This is a genomic window from Clostridium manihotivorum, from assembly GCF_004015185.1.
GTDB lineage: Bacteria > Bacillota > Clostridia > Clostridiales > Clostridiaceae > Clostridium_AR > Clostridium_AR manihotivorum.
In genome coordinates, this window is sequence record NZ_CP025746.1 from 3,415,224 (window position 1) to 3,436,296 (window position 21,073).

Below are 21,073 nucleotides of genomic sequence, written 5' to 3' on the forward strand. Positions count from 1 at the left end.
AACATATTATTATCAATTTTATTCTTAAACATATCTTTTAATTTAAGCTGCTATCAAATCTTATTCTTATTCTTCTCTGAAAGTGACCAGGATTTTAAGCTTAGCACCATTATTAAACAAATTAGAAAAGCTCCTACTATGTGACCATTATAGTCTTTTACTTTTTTAATAAAAATTGCATATAGATTCAAAATTAGCGCTAAACTTTGTACGGATAAAATAGTTATTTGTAATGGTCTTAGTTTCATATTATCACCTTATTAGTAGTTTAAGTTATGATTTACCTTCAACAACATTACCTTAGTTATTCCCTATCTTAATAAAAATATAATTAACCTTAATACAGTGCGTTAACTAAAATAATAAAAATTGCAGTGATATTTGAAAGCTGTTAGGTTTTGCTATAGTTTAAGTTCTTTTATCTTCCCTAGAAGTTCATAATACTCTTTATCTAATTCTTCTACATTATCCTTTTTAGATGGCATTGATAATCTACCAAGCACCTCTGAAAGCCTGTTCTGCAGCAGCATTAACTGCTTTTCTTTTTCTACTTCCTTCATGGTATTTGATTTTGATTTTTTATCTATATACTCTTTATAGCCACCATTGAAGAGATTAATCTTATTATCTTCCATAGTCATTATTTTATCAGCAACTTCTTCAATAAATCTTCTGTCATGAGACACAAAAAGTAAAGTTCCATTATAACCTCTTAGTGCTTCTTCAATTACCTCTAATGAATCTATATCCATATAATTTGTCGGTTCATCTAAAATAAGCATATTAAAATCACTAAGTAATATTTTGGCAAGAGAAACTTTAACTCTTTCCCCTCCACTTAAGACTCTAACCTTTTTAAAGATATCATCTTTTCTAAATAAAAGTCTAGATAGAAGTATTCTAGCAAAGGTTTCATCATAAATGCTCTCTTTAAGGACATTTTCCTTTATTGTTAAACCTTCATCAAGTATATTCATATCTTGACTAAAATAGCCTATCTTGGCACTGTTAGAGATACGTATGGAGCTATCTCCTTGCATAATCATTTTAACAAGTGTGCTTTTGCCACAGCCATTAGGACCAACTACAGCCACTTTAGAATCTTTATATATCTCAAAATCTGCACTATTAAATATTATCTTATCTTTAAAACTCTTACTTATCTTGCGCCCTTCAATAATTATTTTACTATGCAATTCATTAACACTTGAAATATCAAGTTTGATTTTCTCATGTACCTTTGGCCTTTCTTTTATTTCTAGATGATCTATTCGTTTATTTAAGTTTTTTACAGCTCTATCAATACTTGCTTTAGCCTTTTGTCCTCCCATTTTATGAAGTCTTGCTTCTGAGTTTCCCATTCTACTAGGAGCATTTTTAATTCCTGAGGATTTTTCTCTAGCATCCACAATTGCATGTTTAAGTCTAGTTTTTTCTTTGGTATATTGTGTATATTCAAATTCTGCTCTTTCTTTATCTCGAAGTTTTTTATCAAAATATGCACTATAATTTCCGTTATAGCAAATTAACTTACCATCTTCTAATTCATATATCTTGTTGCATAGCTTATCTAAGAAGTTTCTATCATGAGATATTATCATAAGTGCACCTTTGTATTCTTCAAGTCTTTTCTCTATCAACTCTATTCCTTCAATATCTAAATTACTTGTAGGTTCATCTGCAATTATTAATTCTTGATCCTTGCTAAAGGCACTTGCAAGCTTAAATCTGGTCTTTTCTCCTCCGCTCATACTATCCTTATATTGTGCATTGATGTTAAACTTCGAAGCTATTTCCTCATCAAGTTTCTTATCTTCTGGTTCTCTTAGCTGAGATATATAAGAGTAGCTATCATAAATCTTTACACTTCCTTCATCCGGTTTTATATTTTTAGTTATAATATCAATCAGAGTTGTTTTACCCACCCCATTGATTCCAACAATACCAATTCTGTCCTCAGAATAAACCCTGAAATTATCTATATTTAATATTAGTCGTTCACCAAAATATTTTTTAACTTTGTTACATTCAATTAATAGCATAAAAAAATCTCCTCCTTTTATTTTGGAGAAGATAGAAATTTCCCATATATTATCTGTTCTTAAATCTTTGACGCTTACTAAGGTTATGTATTAACTTTATATATAGTTAAATTCTAAACTTAGAAGGAAATAATAATGAAATATGATTTATGCTGTGAAATACTATAAAAAGAAAAAATATAGCAATCCTAATCATAACAAGATACATACACAAAGAGGCTTTTTTTTTAAGCACCTTCGGCAAGTATAACTAAATATATTTCATTAACAAACATTACCACGTCTTTATTAAGATTTAAAAATATTAAGACAAGTACAGTCAGAAAATCCTATCCGCTCACAAAAATGTACAACAAATAAAGCTAATTAAAGCTCTAGAAATTATTCATTTATAGTCTTGAAAGCGAATTATAATCTCATTTCTGCAAATACCTTGCCCTTTCTTTAAAATAATACATACTACAATAAGTAACTTATCAATAATTTTTATTATTGTCAATATAATTTTGTTTATAACTATAAATAAAATTATGAATGCTTCCAGCAATTAACAGTCATCGTTCTTATATTATCTATACATTGCTGGTAAAAATTAAACTGACTTAAACCAGCAATGTATAAACTCTATTTTCTTAAACACTTTACAACTTCCCACCACCCTGTAGATATTAAACCAAGAATAAAAGCCATTGTAAACGTTTGTAACTCTAGGGATGATGTTTGGAATAATACTTGTAGGAATGGATTATATACAATAAGCAAAAGAGTAACCACTGATATAATATTTACAATGGTTCTTATCCTATTTTTACTCTGTAATAGTTGTGTAATTAAGAGCTTTGAACCTGAACTACTCACTAGTACAAGAATCATATTTCCTATCAATAATACTACTAAAGAAAAACTTCTTGCATACTCTATAGAAAAACCCTTATCTACCAAATAGTGAAATGGGAGAAAAGCTGATAAAAACATTGTAGTACCAAGTAATAAAGTCATCTTGACCATTTGTTGTGTAATTAAGGACTCTTTTGGAGATCTCGGCGGCTGCTTCATTATATTAGGTTCTTCAGGCTCCAGTTCAAAAATTATTGAACAAGTTGGATCTATTATTAATTCTAAAAGCATTATATGCATCGGCAGTAATATTTGAGGAAGATTAAACATAGGAGAAAACAGTGCTAGAGCAACTATTGGAATATGAATTATCAGAATATATATCATTGCCTTTCGTATATTGGTAAAAATTCTTCTACCGTCTCTAACAGTGTCTACTATAGTAGTAAAGCTATCATCTAGGATTATCATATCTGAAGCTTCTTTTGCAACCTCGGTTCCTCTTTTGCCCATGGCGATGCCAATATTTGAGTCTTTCAATGCTGGAGCATCGTTAACTCCATCCCCTGTCATAGCAACTATTTCACCATTTTCTTTAAGAGCTTTTACTATTCTCATTTTGTGAGCAGGAATCACTCTTGAAAATACGTCACATTCTTTAACTGCTTCTCTTAATTCATAAGCATCCATTTTTTCTATTTCATCACCAGTAATAGTCCTTTTAGAAAACCTTAAGCCTATTTCCTGCCCTATTGCCATAGCAGTTTTATAGTAATCCCCAGTTATCATTACTACTCTTATTCCTGCGGCATTACAGCCTTTAACTGCATCTATGACACCAGCTTTAGGTGAATCTTGGAAGCCTATTAAGCCTCTAAAATCTAACTTATATTGATTTAAGCTATCAAGTATTCTACTATCATTACCTTCCGCAAAAGCTAAGACTCTAAGTCCTTTTGAAGCCATTTTATCAAACTCTAATTTTATTGAAAGCTTTTCCTCATCAGTTAGATTGGTAAGCTCTAGTATAGCTTCAGGCGAACCCTTAGCAGCTACGTAATACTCTGAGTCCATTATATAAATATTGGCCATGGTCTTAGTTTTAGAGTCAAAGTCAAACTTTTTATATAACTCTAAAGCATTAAGTTGAGCTAAAGAAAACTTGTTACTATATTGTTCCAAAATAGCCTTTTCAAGAGAATCACTAGAATCTGTTTCGCTAGATAAAATGCTTAATAGTGCTAACTTTTTATCAGTTTTCTCTAAGCCTATACTGCCCAGATCTTTTGAAAAAACTTCTTTTACCTTCATTTTGTTTTCAGTAATAGTACCGGTTTTATCAACGCAAAGTACTGTAGTAGCACCTAAGGTTTCAACTGCCGAAATTTTCCGCATGATTACATTTTTCTTTGCCAGCCTATAAGCTCCCATTGATAAAAATACAGTTAAAACCACAGGAAACTCTTCTGGAATAATAGCCATAGCTAAAGTGATTCCTGCCATTATACTCTTTAAGATATTTCCACTAGTAATATAGGAGAGGCTTATTACAATAAAACATAATAAAGCTCCAACCTTTGCTAGATTTTTTACCAAGCTACCAACTTTTTTTTCAAGCGGGGTTGGTTCATCTTTTATTTCATATATAGACTTTCCTATCTTTCCATATTCAGTATTCAGCCCTATTGTTTTTACTAAAGCTAAACAAGTACCTGATACAGCTAGTGTTCCGGCATATAGCATGTACCTTTTCCAATGATCCTTGTCCTCAGTTATGTCCTGCTTACAAAGCTTATAAACAGGTTCTGACTCACCTGTAAGAGCAGATTCATCTACCTGGAAGTTAGAGACCTCTATAATTTCACAATCCGCTGGAATTCTCTCACCTGGCGATATATAAACTACATCTTTAGGAACTAAATCTGAACTATTTATTAGTATTTTCTTACCATCTCTAAAGACATATACCTTTGCACATACAAGGTTCTTCAATTCATTCATAGTTTTATCAGTCTTCCACTGTTGTATAAAAGAAATTGCTGAAACAAAGGAAACGAAAACAAGCATGACAATGCCTTCTCTAAATTGACCTATGATAAAGTAAATTACTGTTGCACACAAAAGCAACAATAACATCGGTTCCTTAAAAACATCAATAATCTTTGATACAAATGTTGACTTTGTCTTTTTAAAAAGCTCATTTGTTCCATATCTTTCTTTATTCTTAATTACTTCTTCCGTGCTCAAACCTTTAATATACTGTGACATAACTACCTCATTATCAATTAATATAATGTATTCTATGATATATAGCTTAATTTGTGCATATTTTCTCAGCTATAGTTAATTTCAATTGATAATAAGTATTATTATAAACCATTTAGTCCTTAAGCAATTATTTCAGAATTATAGGTATACTTCAAATAGTCATACCGTCACTGATAAATTTATTTGTTATCTTTATTGATAAATGCTACTGTAGCTTGCTAATTTCATAACCTTCACCAATTTCTTCATTTATTTGCCTTTTTAATTTTCCAAAGGATAACTCTTTATCCTCTCCTCCTACAGAAACAAAGCTCTTTGCAAGATCTTCTGTAGTAGTTTCTAGCAGTCTCATAAATTTGTCATAGGCAAAGTCTAACTTTTTATCTTCTTCATTTTTTCCGAAGACTTGGTAGATTAGACCTTCAATAAGTTGATCCATACCATAGAGCTTCACATGTATAAGCTCATGGATTACAAGCTCTTCAAGATTGGGCCATCTGGAGTTGAAGTTATTAATTAAAAGTACAGCCTTCTTATCTTCTGCATCTATCTTTATATCTCCAGACTTTCTCCAGTCTTTATTAACAAGAACATATCTTATATCCCAGTCCCTTAATCTCAATATATCTTGCCATTTTTCTAAAAATCTTTTTAAATCTTTCTCATCATATGACATATTAATTTTCCCCCTAAACAGTATATACTACCTTTTTTATTTATTTTAGATCGATATTAAACATCCTTAGATACAATATATATATTAACATAATGTATTATTAATGGAAATGCGAGAGTCAGATCGCTTAACTCATTTCCTATTTTGTAAGTGTTAATTTTCAACAATCTTAAAATATCCGTAAGTTTTATTAAGCATTTCTTTACAATACTTTGTGAAGACTTTGAATTCGTCAGTTATTCTTAGCCATTAAAAAGCTTTTAGTATAACAGATATCCTTAGTGGAATAATAAACTTGTTTACTAAAGCTGTACCGCCTCAGTCTCATATATATTTTCAAAACTCCTCTGGTTTTTGAGAAGAGAATTTGAAAATATAAGTTTTAATATGAAGTGGTACATAAGAATATGGGAGGTGAATTTTTTGGAACAAAATTATTTAGCACCTGCAGAAACAATGCAAATTCATGAATTACTAAACTTTAAGACTATATGCATGACCTCCTCAAAAATGATGGAAGGCGTAGTCTTTGATCAAGAATTGAAAACTCTATTTGAAAAAGACGTAAGACAATCAATTACAGCTATAAATGATTTACAAGTACTGTTAGGAAAAGCACCAAAATTAAGATAGGAGGCTATAAACTAATGATAAACGACTATTTAGAAGTAAGAAATTCAGAAGGTATGCCTAAACTAGTAGATGAAACTATGGCCTTAGCCTTTTTACTCAATGCTAAAAATGGTGTAAGAAATTATGCTATAGCTTTAACTGAAGCAGCAACTCCTGAAGTAAGAGAAAAATTAACTAAACAGTTAAATGATGCAATAAACATTCACGAAGAGATAACAACTATGATGATACGTAAAGGATGGTTTCATCCAGTGGACTTAGAAAAACAATTCCAAATGGATCAAGAATCTTCCAGAACTGCAGTTCAAATTGCCAGCCTAGATTTATTTCCTGGAGATACAAGCAGACTTGGAGACTTCGCAACACCATATCAATAATAAGGAGGATATGTTATGAGAGCTGTAACCTTTCAAGGAATAAAAAATGTCAAAGTTAAGGATGTTCCTGCTCCTTCAATACAAAGAGCAGATGATATAATCGTAAAGATAACCAACACAGCAATTTGTGGTTCTGATCTCCATCTCATTCATGATATGGTTCCTAATCTGCATCAGGATTACATAATAGGCCATGAACCAATGGGAATCGTAGAAGAAGTTGGACCTGATGTTACAAAACTAAGAAAAGGCGATAAAGTTGTAGTTCCCTTTAATGTAAGTTGCGGTGAATGCTATTATTGTAAACATGATTTAACCTGTATGTGCGATAACTCTAACCCTCATGGAGAAAACGGAGGCTTCTTTGGATATACCGAAACCTTTGGTGGATATCCTGGTGGTCAGGCTGAATACTTAAGAGTTCCATATGGTAATTTTACTCCTTTCAGAGTACCAGATGATAATGAAGTAAGCGATGACAGCTTAGTGCTTATGGCAGACGTAATGGGCACTGCATATTGGAGTGTAGAAAATGCTGGAGTTAAACCTGGTAATACTGTTGTAGTTTTAGGCTGTGGACCAGTAGGACTTTTAGCTCAAAAATTTGCTTGGCTTCATGGAGCTGAAAGAGTTATTGCCGTAGATTATATAGATTATAGACTTAAACATGCAGAGGAATATAACAAAGTTGAAACCGTAAACTTTGAACAGCATGGCAACACAGGAGAATATATTAAAGAAATTACTCACGGTGGCGCAGATGTGGTTATTGACTGCGTAGGCATGGATGGCAAGATGACACCAATGGAGTTTGTTGGATCTGGACTTAAGCTGCAAAGTGGATCTTTAAGCGGCTTTACTATAGCAACTCAAGCAGTTAGAAAAGGTGGCATGATTCAAGTAACAGGAGTTTATGGAGGAAGATATAACGCATTTCCTCTAGGAGATTTAATTAACCGTAATATAAATCTTAGAACCGGTCAAGCACCAGTAATTCCTTATATGCCTACCTTATATAATTTAATGGCAGAAGGTAAAATAGATCCAAGTGACATCATAACTCACAAATTATCTCTTGATGATGCTCCACATGGCTATGATGTTTTTGACACTAAAACAGAAGATTGTATAAAAGTAGTACTAAAACCATAATTTCTAGACATACTAAGGAGGCTTAAACTTATGAGTGATCAATATAATATGTGTGGACAATACATTACACCTCATGAAGTAATACAACTTCATGAACTTATTACTTTAAAGAATCTTAGCTTAACTAAATGCATTACTATGTCTCCACTAGTTTCAGATGATGAACTAAAAACTATAATTAAAGATAACATTCCAGCTGAGCAGCTACAGATTAGAGAGTTAAAAGCATATATGGATCAATCTGCTGTTGCTCAAAATAATAATAGTTAAAAGTTATATTAACTTATAGCAACCATAAGTACATTCTTACTTATAAAGTATAGAATTTTTTTAATAACAACTAAACTATGAACTTATTAATAATTGCATAAACACAAGGAGGTGATTACACAATGAATTCAATAATTGAAAGTCTTACTGGAATGAATAAGATGAGTGATCAGGTAATAGCTACAGATTTATTAGTATCAGCTAAAAGTGCTGTAAGAAGCTATTCTATTGCCCTCACCGAAGCAACTACCCCAGAGCTTAGATTAACCTTAAGAAATCATCTTAATGCCGCTATTGCCACCCATGAAAAAATATTTAACTATATGTTAAAGAAAGGCTACTATGACGCCTATAATATGAGTAATCAATATGCAGTAGATATGAAAGTCACAGATACAGCTTTGAAACTCAAAGATTAGCAAAAAAAGGTCATACTTTCTAATGTAGTAAGATATGCTTCACCATCTCAATCTTAATCTTCAAACTTATAAAGGAACTAAGCCCATAGATATAATTATTATCTCTGGGCTTAGGATTATTGAGCCATATATGTATTATAAAGTTTCCTTACATAATTATAAACAGAAACTTATAATAACTAATTTTAATGAGTCTTTAAAGGATCATAATCAATTACAACATTAAACTTTAAAATACCATCTTCATTTACATCTGTAATTGTAAGTAATATATTACCATTATAGCTTGCTTGCAAACTATCATAGACAGTATGTTGACATCTATAACCTTTTTTATCAGTGTAGTATAGATATAGATTTCTTGTACCCAGATATCCTCTATTGTATATAGAAGTTGTGGCCGTTGCCCCTACTTTAACCTTTTTTATTTTCACATCGGTTTTTGAATAATTATCCATTGTAAAATACAAGTCAGTAATTAGCTTATCTGTTTTATTCATCACATAAATAATAGGCCATGCTTGTATTATTACTGGTCCTGCAAATCCTGGCATAGTTCATCTCCCCTATCATTAATGAGTTTTTAAGTTATCATAATCTATAGTTACATTAAGACTATAGTTTCCCTTTTCATCCAAACCATTAATTATTACCCTTATTCCACCAGCATAGTTTGATGATAATTTATCATATATTAAATATTCATGCTTATATTTATCGTCAAAATGGTATAAATATAAGTTTCTTACTCCACTATAGCCTCTATTGTAAACGCTAGTGAGCCCAGTTTCACCACTTTTAATCTTTTTTATCTTGGAGTCTTTAACATTATAGTCATCCAGTGTAAAGTATATATTTTCTATATCTTTGTTGGTCTTATTAACAACATATATTGTAGGAGTTAGATTATAAAAGCACATAGTTATCTCCTCTAAAAATTCATTATATTTTTGTATCTAATAAATATATAATACTCTTATAGACAATTAATGTAAACAATGCCAAAACAGGGTTTTCCTTAAGAATACCTTAATTTAAAGTAAAAGAATAAAAAAATCATGTCCACTGCTATTTTTTCTCATATTTATTCGGAAAGACAGATGCACAAAAAAAGCCGCTGAAGAATGCAATGTCATTAAGTTAAGAAATAAATATTATAGTTATGGAACAGAGTATGTTTACAAATACATACCTGTTCTTTTTTTGTATAACAATTTACATATACTAATTTTTATCAAAATATTAGAAAAAGCTTGACAAATAGTTAGAAAAATGTGGCGAAGCCCCTTAAATATAATGTTTTTTAGGAGGTTCGCTCATGAACGAATATGCAGATTTTATAAAGAATAAATTAGATACGGTATTAAAGGAAATGCATGAATACTCATGGTTATTTGTCAACGACCCCGATAAGGATTTCACTAGAAATAGAAAGTTGAATTTTAAAGAGATGCTAAATATTTTACTTTCTATTGGAGGCAGTAGCTTAAACCTTGAGCTTCTAAAATACTTTTCATATGATACTGAATCAGCCACTTGCTCCGCGTTCGTTCAGCGGCCGCAAAAGATTCTCCCTGAAGCACTTAATTATCTTTTTTAGTAAGTTTACATCATTAGCAGTAAGCCCTAAATATTATAATGGCTATCGATTATTGGCAGTTGATGGTTCAGATTTATGTATTGCACATAATCCTAAAGATGAAAAAATCATTTTCAAGCTACTGAAAATTCAAAAGGATATAACCTTCTTCACTTAAATGCTATGTATGATTTATGTAGTAGAACATATATGGATGCAGTTATTCAATCAGGTAGAGAAGAAAATGAATTTCAGGCATTAATTGACATGGTAGATCGCTCTAATATTAATGATAAAACTATAATAATAGCCGACCGTGGATACGAAAGTTATAATGTCTTTGAACATATCATAAAGAAAAATTGGAATTATGTTATAAGAGTTAAAGATATACATAGTAATGGAATAGTATCAGGAATATCTATACCTAATGATGAAACATTTGATATAGAGCATAGTATTTTGCTGACTAGACGTCAAACTAATGATATAAAGGCACATCCTGAAAAATATAAGTTTATGCCTGCTAATCAAAGGTTTGATTATCTTCCAGTTAAAGATAAAGGAACTTATCCGGTAAACTTTAGAGTTGTTCGATTTCCAATATCAGACAACACTTACGAAGTTATTATTACTAATCTTAGCAAAGAAGAGTTTTCAATAGAGAATCTTAAAGAAATATACCACATGCGTTGGGGAATTGAGACATCATTTAGAGAATTAAAGTATGCCATTGGGTTAACAAGTTTTCATTCTAAAAAGGCGGACTACATCATACAAGAGATATTTGCAAGACTCACCATGTATAACTTTTGTGAAATAATAACAACACAGGTAGTTGTACAACAGAAAAACAGAAAATACAGCTATCAAGTTAATTTCACTATGGCCATAGCAGTTTGTATGCAATATTTCAGATGTAGTAATGTAGCTTCACCTCCTAATGTTGAAGCACTAATTAAAAGAAATATATTACCTGTTCGAAATGGCAGAAAAGACCCTCGCAAAGTCAAAACCAAATCGGCAGTTAGCTTCATATATAGAGTAGCATAAATTTATGCTAATATAAATTTTTTTTTTACAGAGATTTTACTCTGTCTTATTTGCATGCAAAAAAATATACAATACAAAAGAAAAAAGCCAGTTGAAAGCATATACACTTTCAATTGACTTTAATTTTGCTGTGGCAAAACATTAACTTAATGACATTGCTGAAGAATGGGCTCTTCAACGACTTTTTGATCTTATATTAACTAGATATCTTAAGTTATATTATACAATATCCAATACAACAATATTCACAGAATTTGCAGGCAAATCTAAAACTAAATTGCCATTGCTCAATTGTAATTCTTTTTCAGATGGAACCACCTTTTCATCATTCTTCTTATTTACATTTGGAATGTGAACAAGTTCTTCTTCACCTGTGAGAACAACAACCTTTGCAGTATTTGCTAAGCTTATATCCTTAACATCTATATTTAATTTCTTTTCAACATTATCTGCATTTACTAGTTTAACATATACATGCTTAGAATCTTTTGTTACAGAGCTGAAGATTTCCTTATTATAAGCCTCAAGCTTATAGTCTAATACTTTGCTTACTGCTTTGCCATCAGTATATGAACAAATTAAGTTTTCACCTGTATCTCCACCATAGTTTACAGTAATAGTATACTCTGTATCATTCTTAATTTCTTCATAGGAAGAAGCTCTAAGATTGCCTGCTGCAGTACTTGATGAATAGTCTCCTAGGGTATAACCTTCTATTCCGTCCTTAAATACCTTAACACCAGTAGCATTTCCACCATAAGCAATTGCATATTCTAACACGTTCTTATTTTCAGAAGTTATATCTGTTAAGCCTACTCCAACATAGAATCCATCTACCCCTTGTTTTTTAGAGGCAACTACTTCAACCTTGTAATTAGTCCAGTTCTCATTTATTATAAATAATCCATTAAGACCTGAAGTTTGTGGTTGTAGAATTAATCCTTTTTCTGAATCTAGTTTATATCCTACTGATCCTGGAATAACACTCCATTCATCGCTTAAAGCCTTTCTAAAGTCTTGTGCAAAAATAACTTCTCCGCTTACATTACAAATCACTTTTACGCTCTTAATTACAACTTCTGCATTTCCAGTTGCAATCTCTATACCTCCGTGAGGAATTAAAGCTTTCTTTTCACCCTTTCTATGGGTTGAGAAAGAAGTTTTTAAAGTTTTCTTTCCAAGGTATTTTGCAAATAGCTGTTGTACATAGTAATTTGGTGTACGCCATACTGTTTCATCATCAAACCAAATACAGTCAGGAGTCCATCTATAAAGATTGTCAGTTAAAACCTTATTGAATAATGGTGCTGTTGCTGCAAGTCTTACAACATCAGAATTATTTTCGAAACCAGTCATTACAGCTGCTTCAGCTATAGCTCCTGCTAAGGTATTCTTATCTGTTGATGCATACTCACCCACAAATACCTTTGAAGTTTCACTTTCATTTAGGCTACCATCTGCATTATAAGCTCTATAGTAATAGTTATATCTATCCACATTATTTAGTAAGTATTGATTTGAACGATAATAATGTTCATCAGCAATTGTTTCCATGTAATGACTTTGAGTGTTATACCAAGAAACTTCTTCTTCAGTACTTGTCTTACCGTCAGTAAAGCTTACCTTCGCTGTTCCTGTAAGGTTACCACTTAAGAACTTCCAACCGTTTTGGTATGCATCATCATCTGCCTGAGCACCTACAGTTGATATAATGTATAGTACATAACCTGGGTAATTCTTTTCCATGTATTCATCAATTTCAGCCTTAAAGATCTCAAAGCTAGCAAAGAATTCTGTACCCCAGTTTTCATTTCCAACTCCTAAATAATGTAGGTCAAAAGCAGCTTCATGTCCCATTTTTTTACGTAGTCTTGCCCATTGATTATTCTCAAAATCTGTATTTATTGCAAAGTCTATAAGATCAGTAAAGTTCTTTATATACTTATCTCTAAGTGCTCCACCAGCTGGATTAGCATAATCTGAACGAGCCTGACATAAAACTCCACAAGCCATAACTGGAAGTGGCGTAGCATTAAGATCTTCTGCTAATTGGAAGTACTCCATGTATCCAAGCCCCATAGTCATTCCATAGCCCCATACATTGAAGTTTTCCTTACGTAACTCTACGTCGTCTACAGAGTCCTTCCAGTCATATACATTTTCCCATATATATGATCCTTCGGATATACATCCTCCTGGGAAACGTAAGAAGGTTGGGTGTAATTCTACTAATGCTTCAACTAAATCTCTTCTTAATCTGTAGTTTGAATTTCCTTTAAAGTTAGTATGTGCAGTGTTTGAAGTTACTTCTTCTGCTGCTCCCCAAACATCTTCTGGCACTAAAGATACCATGTCTATTGATATATCACCTTCAAAATTTAAAGAAAGTTGTCCTAAAGTAGTTTTTTCGCCAGTTAACACAATTTTGTGCTCTACACCGTATTTCTTCCAAGTGTTATTACCATCTACTTTAATTACTGCTACATCACTTATAGTATCGTTATTTGAATCCTTTAGTTGAAGAGTTATGGTTCCTTCATTTTCAGCCTTTGCCCATATTGTAAAGTCATACTTTGCAGCTTCTTTTATATACATTGAACAATAGTTATTTGAATCACAAAAACCTCTGTTGTAAAGTTTTGCACCATTAGCTACAGTTACATAATAAGAATTAATTTCTTTGTCTTCAATATTAAAGAATTCATTTAATCCACCTTCATTTTTTACAGTAACCTTATCTAAATCCCCAAACCAAGCTTCCAAAGGATTATGAATTCTACCAGTAGATGCTGCATTTTCTCCCGACTCAGGAGAATAAGTATCAAAGGTAAATGCTTCAAAGGAACGGTTTCTAACTAGTTCAGCATATATACCGCCATCTGCTGCGTTGTTAATATCCTCGTAGAACAATCCATATAGTGTTTGGCTAATATCAACCACTTCTTTACTTCCATCAATTGTCAGACTATACGGAGGAAGATTCTTAGGAAGAACAGATATCTCAAATTCTTTTTCTGTACTATATTCTCCTCTTACTAGCTTAGCCGTTATTTTTACACCCTTAGCTTCCTTTATCCCCTTAACTATTCCATCATCAGTAATTGCTTCCTGATTGCTTGACTTCCAGTAAACCTTAACCTTACCACCCATCAAAGTTTCTGGTAGTTTTATATCTTTCGATATAATAGTTGCTGGGAAGGATAAATACTTTTCCTTTGCAAGATTTACTATACCTTCGTCAGTAAGAGATTCACACATAACTTCTATTACTTCATCTTCTGATAAACCTGCTCTATAAACTCTAAAATCAGATAGTGAACCACAAAAATCACCATCTACATCATGTTGAGACTTACCTATGCTGTTACTAGTGTAATTAGCCTCATCCTTAAATGATTCAAACCACTCTCTCAACTTTGCGTAATTTCCACTAGATGTCTGGCTTATTAAACCGTTTGCAGCTATTTTACCATTAACATATACAATAGGACCTGCACTACTAAGAGTTCCACTTTCTGTTCCTAAAATAGTATAAGCAACATGTAGCCACTCTCCTACTGGATAAGTTTGACCTGCATCTGCAACTATATCAGCACCTGCATTACATACTCCACGTAAATTACGAGTCAAGAACACGTATGGCCCCATTGGACCTTTACCGAAATCAAAGATTCTTTCCCATACACTTAGTCCCTTATTTAAATAAACCCAAGTAGATATAGTTATACCAGTGTTATCATTTACATCTTTAAGCAAGTTAGAAGGCAAATTTACATATGAAGTTTTATGGTTTCCACCTAATAACTTTAATGCTGTCTTACCTGCAACACTTCCTATACTTGGCTTTACTTCCCCTAGTGCCTCACCATGGTTACCATTTTTTGAGCTATCTTTGCCCACATTATTTATATCATCAAATCTATAATGAGCAATTAAATTTTCCCTATAATTAGATTTACCATCATTCTGTCTCATGAAAAAACCCCTTTCATCCTATTTACTTAGTTACTATTAAAATGTTTTATGTTTATATAAAACATTTTACCTTGAAATAAAACAGTATGTCAACTTTTAAATCCCCAACTTATCTACAAATATGATGTTTTGTATATAGCTACAACAGTAACCCCTTTATATTCCAGGATACACCATATGTTTTTATATTACATTTATGATTTCCATAAACTTTTCACTTCTATTACTATTTTCAAGACTATTCTTTTATTCAACAAATTATAAAACAAATGATCTTTCTCTAAGTGATAAATAATTATTAGACAGCTTATAATCTATTTGTTTTTCACCATATAACGTTATATATGAATGCATTAGATTGCTGTAACAACAATTTATTAATACATAAGTATATAGAGCAGGAAAATATGTGACTAATACTATATCTCTCTAGAAAAATAAATAGTTAATGAATTATATAGCTTAAAAACACTTAAACTATAAAAAAGTTGCTGAAGCGAGTTTTCTTGCACATCTACCTTTCCGATTGTATGTGAATAAATTCTAGAAGGTGATATAATTTAGGAGCAAATTATTTAGGAGGTTATTCTATGAAACTTACAGGGAATACAATATTGATCACTGGTGGTGCTACAGGAATTGGCTATTCGTTAGCAGAAAATCTTATTAAGTTAGGAAATGAAGTTATAATATGTGGCCGTCGAGAAGATAAGTTATTTGAAGCTAAAAAGGCCATACCTAACTTACATATAAAAGTTTGTGACGTAGCAAAAGATGGAGAAAGATTGGATTTATTTAAATGGGTTACTAGCAATTTTGAAAGCCTTAATATTATTATCAATAATGCTGGAATCCAGAGAGATATTGATTTTAAAAGAGGTATAGATGATTTACTAGATGGAGGTAATGAAATAGCAATAAATCTTGAGGCACCTATATATTTGACAGCTCTCTTTGTTCCATTTCTAATGAAACAGGAATCAGCTGCTATTATAAACGTATCTTCTGGACTTGGATTCACTCCACTATCACGAGTTCCTGTGTATTGTGCTACAAAAGCTGGTCTTCATTCTTTTACAATGACATTACGTCATCAACTTTCAGATACCAAAATAAAAGTATTTGAAATAATACCACCAGCAGTAGATACTGAGTTAAATATTGAAGCACGTAAAAGATTAAACTTTACTAATATAGATCTAAAACCTAATGAATTCACTCTAGCTGTACTAGATGGAATAGAAAATGATATTTTTGAAATTGGATATGGATCTTCTGCAAAAGCGCTAAAAAGTTCAAAACAAGAACTAGATACAATTTTTCAAATCATGAATAAGAAATAATAAAAAGGAGCTGTCCACTAATTATTTAGCACGACAGCCCCTTTTACTATATATTTATATAATTGCCTTCTATAACTTTAAAATAAGTGTTAATTAAAAGTTATCTATGCTGCCTTTAACTCTTCCATGTCATCATCAGTTTTCTTTGTTACATTTATAATAGCTCTAACCACATATCCACCAACTAAGAAAGCTCCCATGAAGCTTACTAGTATTATTAGATTTTTATGTAATAATGATGAATTAATACCACCTATTATCATTCTTAGAGTGCTGATAGCATAGGTCATTGGGAAAACTTGTCCTACAGCTCTATAAAATGCTGGAGCTGTTTCTATAGGGAAAGTTCCACCGGAAGAAGACAATTGTAGTAAGAATACTATAAACATTATTGGTGTACCTATTATACCTATTGCATATGAAACTCCATACATTACGCTGAAGAATACAATAGCTATGAATATATTGCTAACATAGAAACTTGATATACTCGTTGCATCAATTTTTAATCCTTTTACCAAAGCAAAGCTTAAAATCAGTGCTTGTAGGGTTGCCAAAGATGCACCAATAAGTAATTTTCCGCCAAAGCTTGTAACAAATTTGTTATCAGTAACCTTTAATTTCTTAGAAATTGATAAAATAAGATTTATAAACATAGATCCAAGCCATAGAGATAAACAAACGAAGTATGGTGCAAGTCCTTCTCCGTAGTATTTAACTCCATTTATAGAACTATCCTTCAAATCAACTGGTTCTGATACAAACTTTGACATATTATCTGAGTTAAACTTAAGGTTATCATTCATCTTAACGTAGCCACTGTTCAAACCATCCTTCAGCTTAAATGCACCGTCATTTGCATCATTTAAGCCATCCTTTAAAGTAACTGACCCTGTACTTAACTTATTAAGTCCATCTGCCAACTCTCCAGTTTTAGTAGCTGCAGTACTTAACCCATCCTTAAGAGTAGCTGTTCCATCGTTAGCTGCTTTTAATCCAGCCTGTAATGAAACAGATCCTGAACTTAATTGACCTAAACCATTAGAAAGTTCACCAGTTTTTTCTGCCGCTGTGCTTAAGCCAGCTTTCAAAGCAGTACTACCACTTTGAATTGCTTTTGCTCCAGTAAGAAGCTGATCTACTCCTGTTGCTGCTTTACCTTGAGTATCTGCAAGCCCACTAACAAGTTGGTTTACTCCCTTTGAAAGATTGCTTGCCCCTTGACTCAATAGCTGCATTGAACTAGGTAATGGCTTTACAGCCTCAGCCATAGCTGAAAGATGTGCACCAATATTAGCTGTTTTATTTACTGTATCAACCTTCTGAACTGTACCAATTACAGCTTGTAACTTTGCAATATCTTGAGGAGTTAAATTATTAGTATTTAAATCAGACAGCAACTTATTATCTATAACAGCATTGGCATTACTAACTGCTTGTTCAGTCTGTTTTGCTCCGTTAGCTAAGGCGCTAAAGTTATCATAATTTAAAGCTGAAGTTTTTTGTGCTAGCTCACTAGTTTTTTCACTTAACTGAGCTGCTCCACTTACTAGTAAAGGTAACTGATCATTCTTAGCAGTTAATCCTTGTTTTAAGGTATTAAGACCATCAACTAATTTTCCAGAACCATCAACTATTTGACTTTCACCATTTGCTAATGTATTAAGTCCTGCTTTTAGATCATTTGAACCACTAGCAGCAGTTCCTAAACCATTTGATAAAGTAGTACTACCATCTAACAATTGTTTAGTACCATTTTGAAGATTAGAAGCACCATCACTTGCCTGCTTTAATCCATCTCTAAGTTGGCTTGAGCCATTAGCAGCAGTCCCAAGTCCATCAGCTAAAGTCTTGCTACCATCTAAAAGCTTCTGAGTACCATCCTGAAGCTTTGAGGCACCATCACCAGCATCCTTTAAAGAAACTTTCACATCATATAAGCTATCAACTAATGCCTTTGAAACTTCCTTTTGTATGTTTGAACTTAACTCAGTCTTTATGCTTTCAGCTACCTTTTCAGAAATTTGTGAGAAAACAAAGTTTCTACCCTTGTTTGCCTCATAAATTACCTCAGGAGTGCTAAACTTTCCATCTTGAGAATCTGCAATTTTTTGTGAAAAATCCTCTGGTATTTCAATCATTGCATAATAATCTGCACCCTGGACTCCTCTTTTAGCCTCATCATAACTTACAAACTTCCATGCTACCTTATCATTGCTTTTTAGATTTTTCTCAAGTTCCTTACCTACTGCATATTCTTTATTATCCTTTGTAACTGACTTGTCATTATTTACAAAAGCAACAGGAACGTTGTCAAGTCTACCATATGGATCCCAAAAAGCTCCAAGGTAAATAGAAGAATAAAGCATTGGTATAAACATTACGGCTGCGACTGCTATAGATAAAATAATAAATAAAGATTTTTTGCTACTTGGTTTATTCTTAGAATTCATCTTTTTACCTCCCTTAACCTTAGTACGTGTACTTATCATTAAAGATAAAGCTTCTATAATTAAGAGATAATATGAGTAATGTTTATTATAAGTTCATTCGTTTAATCAGTTAAACCAATAAGATAAAAAATTTATCTAAAATGACAAGTACCTTCGATAAAATGTAGAAGTTGTTCAATTTCTTCTATAGGTTTTTTTAGTGTTAAAAAATAAAAATTTTCTGTTCCTATCTTCTTTATTCCTACAAATCCTGCTTGCTTTAATATCTTTAAGTGATGTGAAATAGCAGGTCTAGAAAGTGGGATACCTTCAGTAATTTTATTTACATTAAGACCTTCCTCTTCTTCTGCCAACAGCATTATTATGCTCTGTCTATTTTCATCGGATAAAACATTAAAATATGGAATACACAGTCTAAATTGATCTAGTATTTTTTCTTTGCTCTCTTTATTACTCATACCTACCTCCTATTAGTTGATTGGTTTAATCTTTTAAACTAATACTATAATATATTTTTTAATTTTTACTGTCAATATACTAATTATAATGTAGACAATTACATTATATTTTTTTTATTTACTTTATTAAAACCGACGTTAAGTCCTAATTAGGAAGAGTGCTAAAGTCGTAGAAATTAACATAGCAACGAGTTTTTATTGGATGTGTTTTTAAATATCCAGATTTGCAAAATTTAAGGCGTTGGTGTCTTGCCACAAAAGATGCACATGAATTTTATACAAAATTTGGATTCAATAGGTTAAGCAATCCTGAAAGACTTATGGAAATATTTCAGGATTAGTACAAATTAATTCATAATATTCTTTTATTGAGAATTATAGGTGGACAACTCCACCTGCATTTTTTTGTGGCTATATTTCAACACTATATTAAAACATAAGCATTTAAAAAAATACTTAATCTCTACCATATGCCACTTCTACTAATATAGTATTTAATTTTAGGCTATGTCATATTAATTTTTTTCGAAAGCTCATTAAAGCATCGAAAGACTGCCAACTTAACTTCAACAGGGTATTTTAATAAAACCGAATTTTATAACATGTTATAATGTTTTTAGAGTCTTTCTTATTTCTAACCCGTTTTTATAATAACTCATATCATTTACTGAAACTACCTTAAAGCTACCATTCTCATACTCAACTAATGAAATACTTGAGTTGTCAATTCCAGTAAGCTCTAAATTCTTGTCCAAATTCTCCAGTAAGTTCATAAGTATTCCCCCGTGAACTACAACAAGAACATTTCCTCCACCATTGTCTTCAGCCTTAGTGCATATTAATTTTACGGCTTTCATTATTCTCTCTATAACTTGATCATAATTTTCTGCTTTTCCTGTTTCATCTAGGGCTGCACAACTATCAGTAAAAGCTCTTCCTGAGTCTGAGAATTTAAAAATTTCTTCAATTTCTTTTAAATTTAAATGCCTTAGTATGTCATTCATCATTATGATTTCTTTTTCACCTTCGTACTTGCCAAAGTATACTTCTCTCAACTCAGGTAATTCTATCAGCTCCACATTCTCTGAATTTCTATTTTCCTTCAATACTATTCTAGCAGTCTTTATAGCTCGTCCGAGATCACTGCTATAAACAGCCTTAAACTCAATATCTCTAAGGGCATATGCTACATTTTCAGCAACTTCTATTCCTTCTTCAGTAAGTACGCCGTCACACCAGCCTTGAACTCTTTCAGCTTTATTAATTATAGTTTGTCCGTGTCTCATTAAATATAATGTTACCTTACTCATTACTTCACTCCTATCACCCATACTAAAAATTCATCTAACTAAAATATATATTCTTACCCTTAGGTATTGATGCTTTTAATAAAAGATTTTTTAAAATATCTCTATATTAATTATAATCGATTTAACAAATGTAAGCTATTACCTTTTGTTTTCAAAATCTGAAAATAACTTTTTTCATCTCTGTACTTTGAAATATTTTAATAACTACTAGAAGGAACTTTCTACGTA

At 31.8% G+C, this 21,073-nt stretch carries 17 protein-coding genes; 8 read left to right on the forward strand and 9 right to left on the reverse strand.

Going from position 1 to position 21,073, the window contains the following annotated elements; all coding sequences use genetic code 11:
• Positions 1-401: 401 nt before the first annotated feature.
• From abc-f to C1I91_RS15575, 3 genes are all read right to left on the reverse strand, one after another.
• Entirely contained in the window at positions 402-2,042 is a 1,641-nt protein-coding gene (abc-f, locus tag C1I91_RS15565) for a ribosomal protection-like ABC-F family protein (RefSeq protein WP_128213682.1), read from the reverse strand.
• Positions 2,043-2,666: 624 nt separating this feature from the next.
• A complete protein-coding gene (locus C1I91_RS15570) occupies positions 2,667-5,147 on the reverse strand; it encodes a cation-translocating P-type ATPase (protein ID WP_128213683.1) in 2,481 nt (826 codons plus the stop codon).
• A 205-nt stretch (positions 5,148-5,352) separates the two neighbouring features.
• On the reverse strand, positions 5,353-5,823 hold the full coding sequence (locus tag C1I91_RS15575) for a hypothetical protein (RefSeq protein WP_128213684.1): 471 nt from the start codon (positions 5,821-5,823) through the stop codon (positions 5,353-5,355).
• 414 nt (positions 5,824-6,237) lie between these two features.
• Between C1I91_RS15575 and C1I91_RS15580 the strand changes: the two genes are divergently transcribed.
• The 5 genes from C1I91_RS15580 to C1I91_RS15600 all read left to right on the forward strand — a co-directional run bounded on the left by C1I91_RS15580 (position 6,238) and on the right by C1I91_RS15600 (position 8,674).
• Positions 6,238-6,456, forward strand: coding sequence for a spore coat protein (locus tag C1I91_RS15580; RefSeq protein WP_338032620.1), 219 nt, complete (start codon positions 6,238-6,240; stop codon positions 6,454-6,456).
• Between the two features lie 14 nt (positions 6,457-6,470).
• Positions 6,471-6,833, forward strand: a complete 363-nt coding sequence (locus C1I91_RS15585; protein WP_205694219.1) for a spore coat protein — start codon at positions 6,471-6,473, stop codon at positions 6,831-6,833.
• A 15-nt stretch (positions 6,834-6,848) separates the two neighbouring features.
• Entirely contained in the window at positions 6,849-7,985 is a 1,137-nt protein-coding gene (locus C1I91_RS15590; RefSeq protein WP_128213686.1) for a zinc-dependent alcohol dehydrogenase, read from the forward strand.
• Between the two features lie 30 nt (positions 7,986-8,015).
• Entirely contained in the window at positions 8,016-8,255 is a 240-nt protein-coding gene (locus tag C1I91_RS15595) for a spore coat protein (RefSeq protein ID WP_238475794.1), read from the forward strand.
• A gap of 122 nt (positions 8,256-8,377) precedes the next feature.
• Complete coding sequence (locus C1I91_RS15600; RefSeq protein WP_128213687.1) at positions 8,378-8,674, forward strand: spore coat protein; 297 nt, start codon at positions 8,378-8,380, stop codon at positions 8,672-8,674.
• 185 nt (positions 8,675-8,859) lie between these two features.
• Here C1I91_RS15600 and C1I91_RS15605 read toward each other — a convergent pair whose 3' ends face one another.
• Together C1I91_RS15605 and C1I91_RS15610 are read right to left on the reverse strand one after the other, a co-directional pair.
• Positions 8,860-9,228, reverse strand: coding sequence for a hypothetical protein (locus tag C1I91_RS15605; protein WP_128213688.1), 369 nt, complete (start codon positions 9,226-9,228; stop codon positions 8,860-8,862).
• A gap of 18 nt (positions 9,229-9,246) precedes the next feature.
• Positions 9,247-9,594: a hypothetical protein gene (locus tag C1I91_RS15610; protein WP_128213689.1), complete on the reverse strand. Its 348-nt coding sequence runs from the start codon at positions 9,592-9,594 to the stop codon at positions 9,247-9,249.
• Between the two features lie 398 nt (positions 9,595-9,992).
• Here C1I91_RS15610 and C1I91_RS28980 point away from each other — a divergent pair, with 398 nt between their 5' ends.
• The gene (locus C1I91_RS28980) at positions 9,993-10,274 is read left to right on the forward strand and encodes a hypothetical protein (protein ID WP_238475795.1); all 282 of its coding nucleotides are present in this window, start codon (positions 9,993-9,995) and stop codon (positions 10,272-10,274) included.
• Between the two features lie 162 nt (positions 10,275-10,436).
• Positions 10,437-11,306, forward strand: coding sequence for an IS4 family transposase (locus C1I91_RS15615; protein ID WP_238475796.1), 870 nt, complete (start codon positions 10,437-10,439; stop codon positions 11,304-11,306).
• Between the two features lie 219 nt (positions 11,307-11,525).
• Here C1I91_RS15615 and C1I91_RS15620 read toward each other — a convergent pair whose 3' ends face one another.
• The gene (locus tag C1I91_RS15620; protein WP_128213690.1) at positions 11,526-15,281 is read right to left on the reverse strand and encodes an alpha-L-arabinofuranosidase C-terminal domain-containing protein; all 3,756 of its coding nucleotides are present in this window, start codon (positions 15,279-15,281) and stop codon (positions 11,526-11,528) included.
• Between the two features lie 590 nt (positions 15,282-15,871).
• On the opposite strand from C1I91_RS15620, the gene C1I91_RS15625 reads away from it, so the two are divergent.
• Positions 15,872-16,624, forward strand: a complete 753-nt coding sequence (locus C1I91_RS15625) for an SDR family oxidoreductase (protein WP_128213691.1) — start codon at positions 15,872-15,874, stop codon at positions 16,622-16,624.
• A gap of 104 nt (positions 16,625-16,728) precedes the next feature.
• On the opposite strand, the gene C1I91_RS15630 is transcribed toward C1I91_RS15625, so the two are convergent.
• The 3 genes from C1I91_RS15630 to C1I91_RS15645 all read right to left on the reverse strand — a co-directional run bounded on the left by C1I91_RS15630 (position 16,729) and on the right by C1I91_RS15645 (position 20,845).
• Positions 16,729-19,077 carry a YhgE/Pip domain-containing protein gene (locus tag C1I91_RS15630; protein WP_164880553.1) on the reverse strand — a complete coding sequence of 783 codons (2,349 nt, stop codon included), beginning with the start codon at positions 19,075-19,077 and terminating at the stop codon, positions 16,729-16,731.
• A 131-nt stretch (positions 19,078-19,208) separates the two neighbouring features.
• Positions 19,209-19,535, reverse strand: a complete 327-nt coding sequence (locus C1I91_RS15635; protein ID WP_128213693.1) for an ArsR/SmtB family transcription factor — start codon at positions 19,533-19,535, stop codon at positions 19,209-19,211.
• A gap of 605 nt (positions 19,536-20,140) precedes the next feature.
• Entirely contained in the window at positions 20,141-20,845 is a 705-nt protein-coding gene (locus tag C1I91_RS15645) for a histidine phosphatase family protein (protein ID WP_128213694.1), read from the reverse strand.
• Positions 20,846-21,073 lie beyond the last annotated feature (228 nt).